Origin of the sequence: Pantoea sp. 1B4, from assembly GCF_016925765.1 — a bacterium.
In the GTDB taxonomy this organism is placed as follows: domain Bacteria; phylum Pseudomonadota; class Gammaproteobacteria; order Enterobacterales; family Enterobacteriaceae; genus Pantoea; species Pantoea agglomerans.
The window spans coordinates 59,279-75,027 of the sequence record NZ_JAEUWZ010000005.1 but is presented as its reverse complement, the minus strand read 5'-3'; the positions used below and the strand labels follow the sequence as shown (position 1 = coordinate 75,027).

The window sequence follows — 15,749 nt, the reverse complement described above, 5'->3', positions numbered from 1 at the left end:
ATTGACATTATTATTTATCCATCGCGGAAAATTTCCGTTTTCAGATGGCAAAAAAATCAATCTGCGTCATAGTCAATATTCACCGATTAATTGCGCTATAGCTTGTTTTGAAACCATCGGCGCCTGTAACGTGCGCTATTCAAACAGAGGTTAAAATGTCTGCAGAATCTCCAGAGAATATCTCCAGCGATCTTTCTCAGTTCGTCGGTACGCATTTTGTCTATACCTATGATAATGGCTGGAAATATGAGTGGTATGCTCGCAACGAAACCACCTGCGACTACCGCATTCATCAGGGATTGGTAGGTGGCCGCTGGGTGACCAACCAGAAAATGCATGCGATTCAGTTCGCCCCTGGCATCTACAAAGTAGACTGGCATGAGCCCACCGGCACCTGCGTCAGCCTGCTGTTTGATCTGAATCGCACCCTGGTTCACGGCACAATTTTCTTCCCGCAGTGGATTGCCGGTGAAGGTCAGCATCCGGAAAAAACTATCTGTTATCAGAATGATTTCATTGAAGATATGCACCGCTTCCGCGATGAAGGGCCGGCCTATCCGTATGTGATCATTCCAGAGTTTGCGAAAGTGACCTATATGAAGAATGAAGGTCCAGATAACGATGAAGTGATCAATCAGGCACCTGGACAGATGCCTGCTGACTACTTTGATGGTAAGTAATTAAGCCGGTCACCCGCCCCTACGGGCGGGTAGCTTCTGCCTGACGCGCCAGCGTGCGGGCGAGGATTGATGAGTAGAGTGGTTTCCCTCCCAGAAACTGCGCCAGTAGCGTAGCGCCCAGACAGGTAATAATCATCGGCAATATCAGCTGATAGTTATCGGTCATCTCCAGCACCAGTACGATACCGGTCAGCGGTGCCCTTACCGACGCCGCAAACAGTGCTCCCATCCCCGCGATAGCAAAGGTGCCCGCTTCCAGATGATAAAACGGGAAGAGGTCCGACATGGCCATCCCAAAGGCTGTGCCGAGCAGCGTACCCAGCGCCAGCATCGGCGCAAAAATACCGCCCGGCGCACCTGAGCCAAAACAGAGCAGGGTGGTCACCAGCCTGACCAGAAAGATGATCAGCAGCAGGGTGAACGGAAAGACGCCATGGACCGCCTGTGGAATCAGTTCTGAACCGCCGCCTGCGCCAGGTGCAAACAGCAGAGCCAGAATACCGCAGCCGCCGCCCAGCAATGCACCGGCCAGCACCACGCGTGCCGTTTTACCGGCATAAAAACGCGCAAAAATGTCCTGCGTGATAAATATCAGGCGATTAAACAGGACGCCGACCATACCGATAATCATCCCGAGCACCAGATAGAGCCACAGCGTCTGCACCGGCGCATCAGCCAGCTTGCCGACGGAGATCACCGCCTGTTCGCCGTTGAAACAGCGGAACACAATGCTGGCCATAATCACACCGGTAAACACGGCTTTAATTGAAATCAGGTTATAGCGGAATTGCGGACGCATCTCCTCGATGATAAACAGGATGCCTGCCAGCGGCGCATTAAACGCCGCCGCCAGACCGGCCGCCGCGCCGGTTGCCAGCAGCGTATGACGTGCCTCATTGCTGCGCATCCCCAGAATATCAATGACCATGCGGCCAATGTTCCCGCCGAGCTGCACTGTCGGGCCTTCCCGGCCCAGCACCATACCAGCACCCAGCGTGCCCATGCCGCCAAAGAACTTCACCGGAATCACCCGCCACCAGCGCACAGGCCTCAGCTCTTCCAGCGCCCCTTCAATTTCAGGGATACCGGAGCCACCCGCTTCGGGAGCAAAGCGCCTGACGAGAAAATAGCCCACCATCGCCAGCAGAGCCGAGATGGCAAAGGCGGCGGCGTAGAGCATCCAGCCCTGAAACTGCGATGGTATAAGCGTGTCAGCACGCCACTGCTGTATTGTTTCAACGGCCCGGGCAAACGCCACGCCCGCCAGGCCAACCAGCGTACCGACCAGCGCGGCACAGAACAGCATCGCCAGCGGCGTTTTATCACGATAGAGCAGGGCGCGAAACATCCGACTGCGCGCCGCGATGGAGCGGGGAACATAAACCGGCTGCGGTGATTCTTCATTCATTGAGAGACATTCTTGTTCAACCAGACCAGCGGGCCAGTTTACTGAGTGATAGGGTGAAAACAAACGTCAGGATCAATTTCATCGGGGTAAAGGGTTAATTCGTCTGTGGTGGACAAACCACTTGCGCCATGCGTTCGCGGTAGGCTGGATCATCCTGGTTTTTCAGCGCCTGAGCCGCCGCAGTCAGCGTGACCTGATTCTGCTTCTGGTTATGCTTATCGTTAAGAAACGTCTGACGCAGTTTTTCATCGGAGATGGCTGGTGATAACTGGCACTTCTGGCGCAGATCGTCAGTTATCTGCTGCTGACGCAGCGCAAACTTCAGCGTGTCGTAGGGTGCGGCTGCCACAATCAGCGGGCTTAACAGCGGCAGAATAAACAGCGTGTTGCGGATCACGTTCATGATGGTCTCCTGACTGCTGAGGACAGGATCGGGTCTTCGGCAGTTTTCAGTTGATATTAATCGCATTGAGTGATTAGCCTGAGCACAATATCCCCGACCGACTGCGGCAATGTCGCCACGGTCGACGCAATAATCATAGCAATACTGGCGTGACAGGGAGCTGACATGCAGCCACATTCCACTGAAATTCTCACCGCTGACTGTTGTATCGTCGGCGGTGGCCCGGCCGGATTAATGCTGGGTTATCTGTTCGCCCGCGCAGGCCTGCGCGTGGTGGTGATCGAAAAGCACGCCGATTTTCTCCACGATTTTCGCGGTGACACCATCCATCCCTCGACGCTGGAAATTATGCATCAGCTCGGCCTGCTGGAATCTTTCCTGACGCTGCCGCATCAGCGTGCCGAAAAGCTGGAGGCGGAAATCGGCGGACAGAGTATTACGATGGCCGATTTCTCACGCCTGCCGGTTCAGTGCCGTTTTATCGCCTTTATGCCGCAGTGGGATTTCCTGAACTATATGGCTGAACAGAGCGCCCGGTATTCGGGCTTCAGCCTGCTGCAGTCGACCTCTTTTGAGTCGCTGAATGTTGAAAATGGCAAGGTCAGTGGTGTGATAGCTTCCCGCGGGAATCAGCAACTGCACATCCGCTGTAAACTGGTGGTCGGTGCAGATGGCCGCCATTCACGCGTACGCGAAGCGGCGGGACTGACCGGACAGGAGTTCGGCGCAGCACGCGATGTCATCTGGTTCCGCTTAAGTAAACAGCCGCAGGATCCCGATGTGGGTATGGGGCATAAAGGGCCACGCCAGAACTTTATTGTTATCGATCGCGGCGACTACTGGCAGTGCGGACTGACCATTCCGAAAGGGGAGTTTGAAGCGAAACAGGCCGCCGGACTCGACGCGTTTAAAGCGGAAGTTGCCGCACTGTCGCCGTTCGGGCCTGCGCGCATGGCGGAAATCGAGAGCTGGGAAGCGTTTAAACTGTTGTCGATACGTATCGACCGCCTGGACAAGTGGGCGAAACCTGGTGTGATCTGCATTGGTGATGCGGCGCATGCCATGTCGCCGATTGGTGGGGTTGGCGTAAATCTGGCGATTCAGGATGCGGTAGCGACGGCGAATCTTTTGACCGATCCTCTGAAGCGGGGAGAGCTGCAGCTGCGCGACCTGGAAAAAGTGCAGAAGCGCCGTCAGTTCCCTACCGTCGCCACGCAGTTTTTGCAGATCAAGATGAGCCGTAATAAAGCCAGAAGAAAACCTTCGGGAAGCAGCAAGGTTCCCGCGATTATCCAGCGCCTGCCGTTTCTGCGTTTTGTACTGGGACGCCTGATCGGTCTGGGCTTCAGGACGGAGTCGCCGCAGGTTGCGCACATGAAAGAAGAGCGTTAAATGATTTCGACAGCGATCAGATATCATGCGACACTGTTTCACTGTGAAAGTACTGTCAGATTGAGCCGCTATTTATCTGATAATTGGGCGCTAATTGAGCATTCCTGAGCTAAATTATTTTCGATTTTTGCGCCTGCATAGGAGAGGTTTCAGTGCATAACGAGCAAAATGGCAGCGACGTAAAACGTCTGAGTGCGATCAAGGCACTTTTGTCCCCGGATGAAGCCCGGGATAAGGTGCTGGAAAGATTCGTTAATCTCGCCAGCCAGGTGCTGGGTATTTCTGGCAGCTTCATTTCAATTATTGACGATCATAACCAATATATTAAAGCGTCCCGCAACTTCGATCTTAAGCAATCGACCCGTGATGAATCTCTTTGCCGCCACGTCATTGATGGGGAGGGACATCTGGTGGTGTATGACACCTTACTGGATGAGCGCTTTGTCACGCACCCATTTGTGAAAGGCGATCCGCATATTCGTTTCTACGCCGGTGTCTCGCTGCAGAACCTCGACGGCGCGGTGCTGGGCACGCTCTGCGTAACCGACACCCAGCCACATCCTTTTACGGATGAGAAACTCGCCACGCTGCGCTCACTGGCTACGCTGGTCACCTCATTTCTGGATGCCTGGAACAATGCGGGTTTTGCCGACGTCATTACGCACCTGCCGAATCGCCCACGCCTGATTCGTGATATTCAGCAGCTGACTCTTGTCGCACCACAGAGCCGCTTTCGCCTGATTCTTATCGACTGCCTCGACATCATTCGCGCCTATGAGCTTTCCCGTGCAGTGGGCATTGCGCCGATGGAGAAACTGCTAAAGCAGATGGCGCAGGATGTCGCTCACCGGCTCAATCTTCCGGAGAATGAAACGCTCTATACTTTCGCTCCGGGCCGTTTTGCTATTGTTCAGCCCTACTCGGGTCGTTATACCGCACATAACATGATCGACCTGTTTAAGGGCATGAAGGCCGATCTGGCGGAAAATATCACGCTCGACCTGGATGTCTTTACCGGTGAAACAGAGTTTGTACCGGGCCAGATGGATGCCAATGAAACGGTGCGTCAGGCCGTGAGCGCGCTGCATGAGGCGGTTGATGAGAACATCAGTGCAATGTGTTTTGAAGAGAGTTACGACTCGCGGCGCACCGATGACTTTATGATCATGAACGATCTGGCTCAGGCGCTGAATAAAGACGAAGAGCTTTACCTGGCCTGGCAGCCTAAAGTGTGTCTCAAAAGCGGTAAAACGGTCGGGCTGGAGGCGCTTATCCGCTGGAATCATCCTGAGCGGGGCGAGCTTTTCCCTTCAGAATTCATTCCGTTAGCGGGTAAAACCAACCTGATTTCCGATCTGACCAACTGGGTTATCGATCACACCATTGAGCAGCTTGCGCGCTGGGATCGCGAATACGATCTGATTCCGGTTTCGATCAACGTCAGCGAACGCGACTTCGCAAAGCCCGATTTTGCCGATCGGCTGGTGGCAAAATTAGCGGCGGCTCAGTTACCCAATTCTATTCTGGGCATTGAGTGCCTGGAGAATGAACTGATCACCAAAACCAATGTGGCGATCAGCGGGCTGGAAGCGCTGAAATCACACGGCTTTGTGATCTCGCTGGATGATTTCGGCACTGGCTACAGCAACATCAGCTATCTGCAGGATATCCCGCTGGATGTGATCAAGATCGACCGATCCCTGATCTCGCGTATGGGTGAAGATGACGCATCAAAAATCATCGTCAGATGCATTATTCAGATGCTGAAAGAGCTGAACTACACCGTGCTGGCCGAGGGCGTTGAGACGGAAGCCACCCTGACGTTGCTGAAAACTTACGGTTGCGATCAAATCCAGGGCTACTTCTTTTCAAAACCGCTGCCAGCCAGCGATATTGAACACTGGCTTTATCAGAAGTGATGCCAGGCAAATGGCCCGCAGCGATCGTTGCGGGCTCTCTTATTACTCACTGCCGGTGGCGTAGCGCTCAACCGGCGTGATGCTTTTAATCAGTTTGTTATCAAACAGAAATTGCTCGTAAGCCTGATAGCGTGCGCGATCCAGTTTTGCCGGATCGGCAGCGAACAGCGGCAGGGTGGCACGCCATGCCTGATGATTCAGCGGCGTGTTCAGCTCCGGATGTGCGCGGGCAAAGGCCTGCCAGCTCTCCTCCGGGTGCGCCTGCAACTGCGCATTACCTTTCTTTAGTGCCCGCAAAAACTTTTTGATTTTCTCCGAGTGTGCCTCATCAAGGTTGGCGACGATGATCAGTTCGTCATAGGCCGGAACACCATAATCCTCGACGTTGAAGACTACCGGTTTTTTACCGTGCTGTTTCATCTCCAGCGCTTCGATATTGCGATAGCCGCCGATAACCGCATCCACCTGCCCGGTCATCAGGGCGCTGGTGAGCTGGAAATTGACGTTAACCAGCTTAACCTGATCGGCTTTAACGCCATCATGGTTCAGCATGGTCGCCAGCGTCGCCTGTTCAATGCCGCTGACGGAATAGCCGATGCGTTTCCCTTTTAAATCGGCTGGTTTTTTTACCGTTTCGTCTAACGTCATCAGCGTATTCAGCGGACTGTTAATCAACGTCCCCACCCGCATCAAGGGCAATCCCTGATCGGCGAAGAAATGGAGCTGCGGCTGATAGGTAATCGCTAAGTCCGCCTGCTTTGCTGCCACCAGACGCGGCGGCAGCGCCGGATCAGAAGGCGGCACAATGTTAACCTCCAGCCCTTCTGCCGCAAACGCGCCGGTCTGCTGGGCCACCATAATGGGTGCGTGATCGGGGTTGATATACCAGTCGAGCACCAGTGTCAGTTTCTCCATCGCCTGAGCCTGTGTGGCTAAGGTGGCGCTGAACAGCAGGGTAAACAGAGGCATTTTTGTCATGGGTTTTCTCATTGGTATGGTTATTAATGTGTCTCGGGTGCCCAGGTAATCAGGCGGCGCAGCAGGATGTCGAGGGTCAGCCACAGGGCCAGCGTCATCAGCACCAGAATAAACAAGGCGGCGAAACAGAGGTCGCTCTGCATCCGGGCGTTGGCATTCAGCATCACGTAGCCCAGCCCTTCGGCCGAGCCGACCCATTCGCCGATGATTGCGCCTATTGGCGCGACGGCTGCCGCCATCCGCAATCCTGAGCCCAGGGCGGGCAGCGCGGCTAACAGCCGGACATGGCGCAGTTGCGCTGCAGGCGATGCGCCCAGCGTGCGAGCCAGATCGAGATAGCCGGGCGTGACGCGACGCAGGCCATCAAAAAAAGGCGGAGGTCACCGGGAAGAAGATTACGAGGACGGCCATCGCGACCTTTGCGCCCATGCCGAAACCAAACCAGAGCACCAGCAGCAGCGCCAGGGCAAAAACCGGAATCGCCTGGCTGGTGATCACCAGCGGCATCATCCAGCGCTGCAGCCACGGCGAAAAGGTCATGCCCAGCGCCAGCACACTCCCCAGCAGCACGCCGAGAGCCATGCCGCTGACGATCTCGGTCAGAGTAATCAGGGTGTGATGGCCGAGATAACCTGCGTTTTGCCACAGTTCGATGGCGACTGCAGCGGGTGAGGGCAGCAGAAAGGCCGGAACCGAAGTCAGCGTGGCGAGCCACCACAGCGCAATCAGTCCGGCAAACAGCATCACTCCACGGTGAAAACTGGCAAAACCTTTGTGTAATCTCATCCCGCTATCCTGCTCAGCTGCTTCAGCAATGCGGCCTGACTCTGCATTACCTGTATGTCGTCTGCAGCCCGCGGTGGCTGGCCCGCCAGGGGCGGGCAGGTTTCAATTCCCGCAGAACCGATCACCAGCATGTGGTGACTGAGCCGACTGGCTTCAGCGGCGTCATGGGTAATCAGCAGCACGGTGTGTCCGACCAGCACTTCTGCGGCCAGCGTCTGGATCTGAGCGCGGGTGAGTGCATCCAGTGCGGAGAAGGGCTCATCCATCAGCACAACGGGCTGACGGGTGTAGAGGGTGCGGGCCAGCGCGGCGCGCTGACGCATCCCGCCGGAAAGAGTCGCGGGTCGCGCATTTGCAGAATGGCTCAGACCTACCCGCATCAGCAGATGCTGCGCCCAGTCGCGATCGGCCCTTTCACCTTTCAGGCGACTGGCGAGGCAGACATTTTGTTCAACCGTCAGCCACGGATAGAGCAGATCCTGTTGCCCCATCCAGGCGATGCGTCCGGTCAGTGGCAGGCCGTCGCTGCCGCTGACCTGCCCGGCGGTGGGTGGCGTCAGACCAGCAATGACCCGCATCAGGCTGCTTTTTCCGACGCCGCTGGCACCCAGTAAAGCAGTAAAAGCACCGCCCGCGATCTCCAGATCAAGCTGGCTGAAGAGTGGCTGCTGGCCATAATTCAGGCTGAGCTGGCGAATTGAAATGCCTGGCGGCACCGGACTGCACGGCAGGTTCATGAGCTGATCCGCTGGGCGGCAGCATGGTTGAGACCCATCTGCCAGAAAGCGGCTTCCAGCCGGGTTGCAGTGGTAAAGATCTCCGCCAGCGGGTTAAACCGGTGTTCACCGGCGCGCTGCCGGGCCAGGGTTTCAAACAGTGAAAGTGAGGAGCGAACGCCAGCCAGATAGGCTTCGTCGCCGTAATTTTCTATCCATGCCGCGTAAGGGTTCCCCTCAAAGCGGGTTGCGGGATCATGCAATAGTGTCAGGCCAATTTCAGCGTAACCGGCAACGCACGGCATCAGCGCGGTCAGCAGCTCCAGCGCATCCCCGGTGTGACCCACGTCCAGCACGTAGCGGGTGTAGTTGAGCGTTTCCACTGCCTCGGGTTCACTCGCCATAGCCGCCTCGCTGATACCCCATTGCTGGCAGTAAGCCAGGTGAAGTGGCAGTTCGCTGACGATGGCGTTAAGCGATGCCGTTGCGCTGCGTAAGGCTGCTGGCTCGGAAAGTTTGCTGATCAGCAAGCCCCAGGCACGGGCGAAGTGCAGCAGAAACAGATAATCCTGGGTGAGATAGTGGCGGAAGGCGGCGGGTGGCAGGTTGCCCTGACCGAGTTGCCGCACAAAATCGTGCCCGATATAGGCGTGCCATTGACTGCCCGCATGCAGGCGCAGACGACCATAAAAGCCGGTGTCGAAAAGCGGATGTGACATAGGATCTCCAGTAACAGGGAGATCCGGGCATACGGTCTGGAACAGGGAATATTGCAGGAGATGACGCAGAAAATCTGCCGACCCGTCCCTTCGCTGGCATGACCCAGATCAGGTTCAAAGGGTTCGGCTTACGCCATCTCAGCCCATTACAGGACACCCCTCGGAGACATTGGTTATACGATAATTACTGCCGGAGTACAACGGCAGAAATAAGCGTTCTGTTCCGGTGTGGTTGTCGCGCCAGTAACAGCATGACGATAGATCTTAAGTGACGTTGTCACTCAAGATCCGCACCATTACTGGCAATGACTTTTTTGTACCACCAGAACGATTTCTTCCGCGTGCGCGCCAGCGTGCCGTTACCCAGGTCGTCGCGGTCAACATAGACAAATCCGTAGCGCTTGCTCATTTCACCCGTTGAGGCGGCAACCAGATCGATACAGCCCCAGCTGGTGTAACCCATCACTGGCACGCCATCCTCGATCGCGTCGCCCATGGCGCGGATATGTTCGCGCAGATAGCTGATGCGGTAATCATCGTTGATCTCGCCATTTGATTCGATCTCATCGCGCGCGCCCAGGCCATTCTCCACCAGAAACAGCGGCTTCTGATAGCGGTCATACATCATATTCATCGTGATGCGTAAGCCTAGCGGATCGATACCCCAGCCCCACTCACTGCGCGGTACATGGGGATTGGTCAGGGATTTCACCACATTGGCGGCGCTGCTGTTCTGCTCGTTCATTTCTGCCGAGGCGCAACGTGAGGCGTAGTAGCTGAACGAGACAAAATCGACGCTGTTTTTCAGGATGTCGGCATCGCCGTCAGCGATCTCAAGCGTCACCCCTTTTTCACGGAACACGCGGGCGGCGTAGGCCGGATAGGCCCCGCGCGCCTGCACATCAATAAAGAACAGGTTTTCGCGATCCTTTTCCAGCGCAGCCCAGACATCTTCCGGCTTGCTCGACCAGGGATAGAAGTTGCCGCCTGCCAGCATGCAGCCGACCTGGTTCATCGGATTCACTTCATGCGCGATGCGCGTCACCAGCGCGCTGGCGACCAGTTCATGATGGGCCGCCTGATACTTTACCTGATCCTTGTTCTCACCGGGTTCGAACACCAGACCGGCGCCGGAAAAGGGGCTGTGCAGCAGGATATTAATCTCATTGAAGGTCAGCCAGTATTTCACCAGGCCATCAAACGCCTCAAAGCAGCTGCGGGCATAGCGGGCAAAAAAGTCGACCATTTTGCGATTGCGCCACGAGCCATATTCAGTCACCAGATGCATCGGCACATCAAAGTGACAGAGCGTGACCAGCGGTTCGATATTATATTTCCGGCACTCCTCAAAGACCGCGCGGTAAAAGGCGATGCCTTGCGGATTGGGCGTCAGTTCATCGCCATTGGGATAGAGACGGCTCCAGGCAATCGACGTGCGGAACACGCTGAACCCCATCTCCGCCATCAGCGCAATGTCCTCCGGATAACGGTGATAGAAATCGATGGCTCCATGGCTGGGATAAAATTCATCGTCACGCAGGGTAAAACGCTTTTCCAGACCGAGTTTGACCGGCATACGGTGCGTGCCATGTGGAATCATGTCGACGGTGGTTAAGCCCTTTCCGCCTTCACGAAAGCCGCCTTCACTCTGGTTGGCGGCCAGTGCGCCGCCCCATAAAAATCCTTGCGGAAACCTTGAATCAGACATGCAATCCTCTTTTCCGGGTCAGCGTGACCCTTTCCTTTAGTGGCTATTAATCGCGTTAGCGCGTTCGGTAACGGGCGCAGGTTGCGTTGCGCTTTCGGGTGCGGTGTTGGTTTCAGGCTCGGTTTCGGGAATATCTTCAAAACCTAACAGCAGCGTCAGCACAAATGACAGCACCACAGACAACACCATGACCGCACCGACCCAGACAATACTCATGGGATTGGTAGGATCGAAGAACTGTACGCTGGTAAACAGGCCGGGTGAGGCCATGGAGTGGCTGGCCAGCCCGCCAATGCCCGCGACCGCGCCACAGATAAAACCACTGATCAGACAGGCGATCAGCGGTCGTTTTAAACGGACCGCAACGCCATAGAGCGCCGGTTCTGAAATGCCGGCAATAATCGCTGATGCCGCCGCTGCCAGCGCGGTCTGGCGCAGTTCACGGTTTTTGGTCCGGAACGCCACCGCCAGCGACGATCCCCCCCAGCGAGAGGTTGGCACCAATCTCTGACGGCATCACCATGCCCTCTTTGCCGGTTTCGGCAATGGTCTGGATGATGGTGGGGGTGAACACCCGATGCATCCCGGTCATCACCAGCAGCGGCCAGATTGCGCCCATAATCGCGACGGAAAGCCAGCCAAGATAGCCATGCACGGTGTAGACCAGCGCGGAGATGCCGCTGCCGATCCAGATACCAATCGGACCAATCAGCACAATCGCGATGGGTGCCGCAATCAGCACAATCAGCATCGGTTTCAGGAAGTTTTTAGTGACGGCAGGGGTAATACGATCCACGCCGCGCTCGATGTGCGACAGGATCCAGGTCATCACCAGCGCCGGGATTACGGTGTAGGTATATTTCACCGCGGTCACCGGGATGTAAGCAAATTCCACCGCCTGACCCTGTGCCGCTTTCGCCATCAGTTCTACAAAGTTGGGATGAACCAGTACACCGGCAATGGCGATCGCCAGCGACATGTTCGTTTTGAATTTCAGCGCCGCAGAGGCGGCCACCATGATCGGCAGGAAGAAGAATGCGCCATCGCCAATCACGTTGAGGATGACCAGCGTTGATGAGCCTTTCTCAAACACGCCCGCCATATCCAGGATCATCGCCAGCAGCTTAACCATTGACCCGCCAATAATGGCCGGAATCAGCGGCGACATGGTGCCCACCAGCGCATCAAGAATCCCTGCACCGATGCCTCGCAGCGTGATTTTACGTTTCATGGGTGCAGCCGATGTCGCTGCGGGCGAGCCCAGCTCCAGCACCGCCTGATAAGCCTGTGAAACGTTGTTACCAATGATCACCTGGCACTGAGTGTCGTTGTGCACCACGCCCATAACACCATTGATCGCCTTGAGCCGGGGATAGTCGACCTGAGCTTCATCTTTCAACACAAACCGCAGGCGGGTCATGCAGTGGGTTACGGCTTCGATATTGGTGAGGCCGCCTAGCGCATCAACGATGGCGCGTGACACCTCGGCATAATTTCTGGGCATGATCGCTCTTCTCTGTAGGGTAAATCGGTCAAAGTTTTTATGTTTTTGCGCCTGCGGGCAGGCAAATAGGAAACCGGTTTCACAAAATCATGAAGTGCTTTCACAGCGCCGACAAGCGCCAAAATCATCCAGATCTCTTTTTTGTGAACTCCATCACCTGATGCTGCCAGGTAACCTCATACTAAGGCGGGGTAAATATTTCCAACATTGAGAGGCTTAGGTAGACTGCAGGACGACGCAGCAAAGGAGCATCACCATGGCAACGATTCAGGAAGTGGCAAACAGGGCGGGCGTCTCTAAAGCGACAGTGTCACGTGTGCTCTCGGGCAATGGCTATGTCGGGCAGGAAAAGCGTGAAAAAGTACTGAAGGCGATTGCCGAAACCGGATACCGGCCCAATCTGCTGGCGCGCAACCTGGCGACAAAAACGTCTCAGACCATTGGACTGGTGATCACCAATACGCTCTACAGCGGCAGCTACTTCACTGAACTAATGGCACACTCCGCGCGCATACTGGAGCAGCAGGGCCGCCAGCTGATTCTGGCGGACGGCAAACACACCGCTGAGCAGGAAGAGGCGGCGATACAGTTTCTGCTCGATCTGCGCTGTGACGGCATCATTATCTATCCGCGCTTCCTGAGCATTGACGCGCTGGATGCGATTATCTCCCGCCATAAACAGCCGATACTGGTGATCAACCGGCGGCTGCGCGTCAACCATAGCTACTGCATTTACAGCGATCAGCACGCCAGCAGCGCTGCGGCGGTGAGCCATCTGTTGAATCAGGGGCATCGCGAGATCGCGTTTATCACCGGTTCGCTCGATTCGCCGACCGGCGTGGAGCGGCTTTCCGGCTATCACGCTGCGCTGGCCGCGCAGGGCATTGAAGCCGATTCCCGGCGAATCGTGACGGGCAAATGGACGGCGCAGAGCGGTATGGCGGCCGTGGACCAGCTGCTGGAACGCAGGGTGACATTCAGCGCGCTGGTGGCGAGTAATGATGAGATGGCGATTGGCGCAATCAAGCGTCTGACTGAATGCAACATCGCGGTACCCGGGCAGGTTTCGGTGATTGGCTTCGATGATATTCCGCTGGCGCCCTTCATCACGCCGTCGTTATCCAGCATGAAACTGCCGGTCACCGAGATGATCGATGAGACGATTAACCGCCTGCTGACCATGCTGGATGGCGGAGACTGGCATACTCAGGCTCCTTTCACGGCCAGCCTGATGCTGCGGGACTCCGTTACTAAAGGCCCCGACCGTTCTGCTTAACCTGCGGAGATCTGTATCACCTCTATCGCCTGTTCCCTGAGCTGCGCTGCCGTCGCCGCATCCAGCGTCTCATCGGTAATCACGTGCCCGACCTGATAACCGGATGAAAGCGGATAAGGGTGAATCTGACCAAACTTGGAGGCGTCGGTCAGGGCATAGCTCTCAGCGCCTTTCGCCAGCACGGCATCCACCACATCACAGCGCAGCATGTTGCGGCCAGTAAAACCAGTTTCGGGATGCCAGCCATCCACGCCAACAAATGCCCGGTGAAAATGGACCTGCTGGATGGAATACCGCGTCAGCGGGCCGACTACCGACTCACTGCTTTTCTGCAGCAGGCCACCGAGTACAATCACCTCACAGGTGGCTTCCCGAAGAAGCTGGGCAATATAGTGACTGACGGTAATCAGCGTAAGATCGGCGCGGTCAGCCAGCGCACGCGCCAGCAGCGCATTGGTGCTGCCGCCTTCGATGAAGACCGATTCACCCGCCTGAACCAGGCTGGCCGCATGTCGTGCCAGCGCCTGCTTAGTGAGATAGCGGGTATTCATGCGGGTGCCGACGTTATCGCTGTCCAGCGCCAGCGCGGAACCGTGAACCCGCCGCAGCAACCGGTCGCGTTCCAGCAGTGTGAGATCCTGACGCACCGTCACTTCAGAAACCCCGGTAAGCTGCGCCAGTTCGCTGACCGTTACGCTGCCCCGGCTATTAACCAGTTGAATAATCTGATGATGTCGCGGGTTCATAATTGCGTTTCGCAGAAAAAAAGAAGCTCCAGTGTAACAGGGATATCCCGCGCTGGTGTACAACGCGGGATTGGGATCAGGACAAATCCAGCGACCGGCGTCCGTTAAGATTGAGATCCTGCAGCGTAAAACGCTGGTCCCACTCTGTTTCATAATCTTCTGGCGGAAAATCTCCCGGCGAACGTCCCTGCTCCAGGGCCTGTGCAACCCGCCGGGCATAGGCGCGGTTTTTGTCACACATAGGTGCAGCGGGGATATACATCACATTGCCCCAGCCCTGCTGATCTTCAACCGGTGCAACGGCGTGGATCACATCACAGTGCCACCATACCGAATCGCCCGCCTCTAAGGCCGGTATCGAACAGAGTCCTGCAATCAGGTGCGGATGCCACTGTTCATTAACGGGCAACACCCGGCCCGGCGCGACGCCGCACAGTTCATCTTCAGGTACGTCTGAAAGCAGCGGGCGCAGCAGAACATAGGCCATCGCCTGCGGCACCGGCACCACGTGCAGCAGGCCCTGACCGGGGATCATATCTGAGAGTGCGGTCCAGCCCTGAAAGGTCCGGAACACGGAACATTTGGTGGTACCCGGCAGATCATACTCATCCACTTCGGTGCGGTGAGCTGCATCCCAGGGGTCGTAAGCGGCAAAATCACCGTGAAACAGCTTACTGAAAACCTGCTGATACGCGGGGAGTAACCAGCGTTCCAGCGCGCCGGAATCGGTATGGGCGCCTAATCCCTTCGAGGTGGTGCCCGGCAAGCGGCGACGGATGCGATCGGGATAGATAACGCTGACATCCGGGTCAAACCACTGCCTGCCCTGCGATTCAGACTTCCATAACCGGTTCAGAAAAGATTGCGCGTCAGCCATTGCCGCGCTCTGCCGCGCCTGCATTTGCGCCTGTGACCAGTAAATCGGATAGATTTCGGGGCGGGAGGCGGCCAGCGATCCAAAAAAGTCATCTCCGGGGCCGCGATAGTGTTCGTCAAACCGGTTGTGATCCAGATAGTCGAGCATCGACTTATCCCATGCCAGCGCCTGCTCACGCGCGAAGTGCTGCTTAATTACCACACAGCCGCGACGTTTAATCATCGCCCGGGTTTCATCCGAAACCTTTCCCGCTGCAATGTCCTGCATGGGCACTACCGGCCAGGCACTGCCCGTGCGCTTTTCATCTGCTTTTGCTTCAGCAATCGCAGCAGTGATGTTGTCGCAAACCTGACGGAAAAGGGCATCGACATCACCAATCTGTTGGCGTAACTGCTGTTTCATCTCGCGAATAGCGGTTTTGACGTCGTCAGGTAAAGGGGTTGATCGGGAATCTTCACGCATCTCGTGCTCCTGAATATCTGGGGGTTGAGTTACGAATGTAATTGAAATAACCTTCATTCGTAATATTCGACTGAGGTTAACATCCTTTTAACGAAAAAAAACGTGCGTGATAACACAACTCCGGAACCGGAACGCTCTGAAAGCCGTTAGCAAAGTCACTATTTGCATTCTCATT

General features: G+C 56.1%; 12 protein-coding genes, 2 pseudogenes and 1 riboswitch. Of the genes and pseudogenes, 4 read left to right on the top strand and 10 right to left on the bottom strand.

Annotated features, from left to right (window positions below; genetic code table 11):
• The first annotated feature begins 155 nt into the window (after positions 1-155).
• Complete coding sequence (locus JNO11_RS21785; RefSeq protein WP_010246964.1) at positions 156-680, top strand: phenolic acid decarboxylase; 525 nt, start codon at positions 156-158, stop codon at positions 678-680.
• Between the two features lie 19 nt (positions 681-699).
• On the opposite strand, the gene clcA is transcribed toward JNO11_RS21785, so the two are convergent.
• Both clcA and JNO11_RS21775 read right to left on the bottom strand, forming a co-directional pair.
• Entirely contained in the window at positions 700-2,088 is a 1,389-nt protein-coding gene (gene clcA / locus JNO11_RS21780; protein ID WP_033780337.1) for a H(+)/Cl(-) exchange transporter ClcA, read from the bottom strand.
• 94 nt (positions 2,089-2,182) lie between these two features.
• Complete coding sequence (locus JNO11_RS21775) at positions 2,183-2,491, bottom strand: YicS family protein (RefSeq protein WP_033780336.1); 309 nt, start codon at positions 2,489-2,491, stop codon at positions 2,183-2,185.
• Positions 2,492-2,656: 165 nt separating this feature from the next.
• Between JNO11_RS21775 and JNO11_RS21770 the strand changes: the two genes are divergently transcribed.
• Positions 2,657-3,883 carry an FAD-dependent oxidoreductase gene (locus tag JNO11_RS21770; protein WP_325177906.1) on the top strand — a complete coding sequence of 409 codons (1,227 nt, stop codon included), beginning with the start codon at positions 2,657-2,659 and terminating at the stop codon, positions 3,881-3,883.
• A 152-nt stretch (positions 3,884-4,035) separates the two neighbouring features.
• Entirely contained in the window at positions 4,036-5,802 is a 1,767-nt protein-coding gene (locus JNO11_RS21765; protein WP_033760659.1) for an EAL domain-containing protein, read from the top strand.
• Between the two features lie 42 nt (positions 5,803-5,844).
• On the opposite strand, the gene JNO11_RS21760 is transcribed toward JNO11_RS21765, so the two are convergent.
• From JNO11_RS21760 to ascF, 6 genes and pseudogenes are all read right to left on the bottom strand, one after another.
• Complete coding sequence (locus JNO11_RS21760) at positions 5,845-6,780, bottom strand: ABC transporter substrate-binding protein (RefSeq protein WP_325177905.1); 936 nt, start codon at positions 6,778-6,780, stop codon at positions 5,845-5,847.
• 23 nt (positions 6,781-6,803) lie between these two features.
• Positions 6,804-7,566: pseudogene (locus tag JNO11_RS21755) on the bottom strand (ABC transporter permease).
• Positions 7,563-8,303, bottom strand: a complete 741-nt coding sequence (locus JNO11_RS21750) for an ABC transporter ATP-binding protein (RefSeq protein WP_022624420.1) — start codon at positions 8,301-8,303, stop codon at positions 7,563-7,565. Before JNO11_RS21750 ends, JNO11_RS21755 begins: the two are co-directional and overlap by 4 nt.
• Positions 8,300-9,001, bottom strand: coding sequence for a TenA family protein (locus tag JNO11_RS21745; RefSeq protein ID WP_172608617.1), 702 nt, complete (start codon positions 8,999-9,001; stop codon positions 8,300-8,302). The genes JNO11_RS21750 and JNO11_RS21745 overlap by 4 nt, the downstream gene beginning before the upstream one ends.
• Before the next feature lie 68 nt (positions 9,002-9,069).
• A riboswitch (TPP riboswitch) is annotated at positions 9,070-9,172 on the bottom strand.
• A 106-nt stretch (positions 9,173-9,278) separates the two neighbouring features.
• Positions 9,279-10,709 carry a 6-phospho-beta-glucosidase gene (locus JNO11_RS21740; protein ID WP_325177904.1) on the bottom strand — a complete coding sequence of 477 codons (1,431 nt, stop codon included), beginning with the start codon at positions 10,707-10,709 and terminating at the stop codon, positions 9,279-9,281.
• 36 nt (positions 10,710-10,745) lie between these two features.
• Positions 10,746-12,213: pseudogene (gene ascF, locus JNO11_RS21735) on the bottom strand (PTS cellobiose/arbutin/salicin transporter subunit IIBC).
• 256 nt (positions 12,214-12,469) lie between these two features.
• On the opposite strand from ascF, the gene JNO11_RS21730 reads away from it, so the two are divergent.
• Positions 12,470-13,489 (top strand): LacI family DNA-binding transcriptional regulator, encoded by a 1,020-nt coding sequence (locus JNO11_RS21730; protein ID WP_325177903.1) that lies wholly within the window; start codon positions 12,470-12,472, stop codon positions 13,487-13,489.
• Here JNO11_RS21730 and JNO11_RS21725 read toward each other — a convergent pair.
• On the bottom strand, positions 13,486-14,235 hold the full coding sequence (locus JNO11_RS21725; RefSeq protein WP_325177902.1) for a DNA-binding transcriptional regulator YciT: 750 nt from the start codon (positions 14,233-14,235) through the stop codon (positions 13,486-13,488). The genes JNO11_RS21730 and JNO11_RS21725 overlap by 4 nt on opposite strands.
• 76 nt (positions 14,236-14,311) lie before the next feature.
• Positions 14,312-15,574: a DUF1479 domain-containing protein gene (locus tag JNO11_RS21720; RefSeq protein ID WP_325177901.1), complete on the bottom strand. Its 1,263-nt coding sequence runs from the start codon at positions 15,572-15,574 to the stop codon at positions 14,312-14,314.
• Between the last annotated feature and the right edge of the window lie 175 nt (positions 15,575-15,749).

Excerpts from the sequence above, each read along its gene's own strand:
- JNO11_RS21785 (WP_010246964.1), top strand. The coding sequence starts at position 156 with ATGTCTGCAGAATCTCCAGAGAATATCTCCAGCGATCTTTCTCAGTTC.
- clcA (WP_033780337.1), bottom strand. The coding sequence starts at position 2,088 with ATGAATGAAGAATCACCGCAGCCGGTTTATGTTCCCCGCTCCATCGCG.
- JNO11_RS21775 (WP_033780336.1), bottom strand. The coding sequence starts at position 2,491 with ATGAACGTGATCCGCAACACGCTGTTTATTCTGCCGCTGTTAAGCCCG.
- JNO11_RS21770 (WP_325177906.1), top strand. The coding sequence starts at position 2,657 with ATGCAGCCACATTCCACTGAAATTCTCACCGCTGACTGTTGTATCGTC.
- JNO11_RS21760 (WP_325177905.1), bottom strand. The coding sequence starts at position 6,780 with ATGACAAAAATGCCTCTGTTTACCCTGCTGTTCAGCGCCACCTTAGCC.
- JNO11_RS21750 (WP_022624420.1), bottom strand. The coding sequence starts at position 8,303 with ATGAACCTGCCGTGCAGTCCGGTGCCGCCAGGCATTTCAATTCGCCAG.
- JNO11_RS21745 (WP_172608617.1), bottom strand. The coding sequence starts at position 9,001 with ATGTCACATCCGCTTTTCGACACCGGCTTTTATGGTCGTCTGCGCCTG.
- JNO11_RS21740 (WP_325177904.1), bottom strand. The coding sequence starts at position 10,709 with ATGTCTGATTCAAGGTTTCCGCAAGGATTTTTATGGGGCGGCGCACTG.
- JNO11_RS21730 (WP_325177903.1), top strand. The coding sequence starts at position 12,470 with ATGGCAACGATTCAGGAAGTGGCAAACAGGGCGGGCGTCTCTAAAGCG.
- JNO11_RS21725 (WP_325177902.1), bottom strand. The coding sequence starts at position 14,235 with ATGAACCCGCGACATCATCAGATTATTCAACTGGTTAATAGCCGGGGC.
- JNO11_RS21720 (WP_325177901.1), bottom strand. The coding sequence starts at position 15,574 with ATGCGTGAAGATTCCCGATCAACCCCTTTACCTGACGACGTCAAAACC.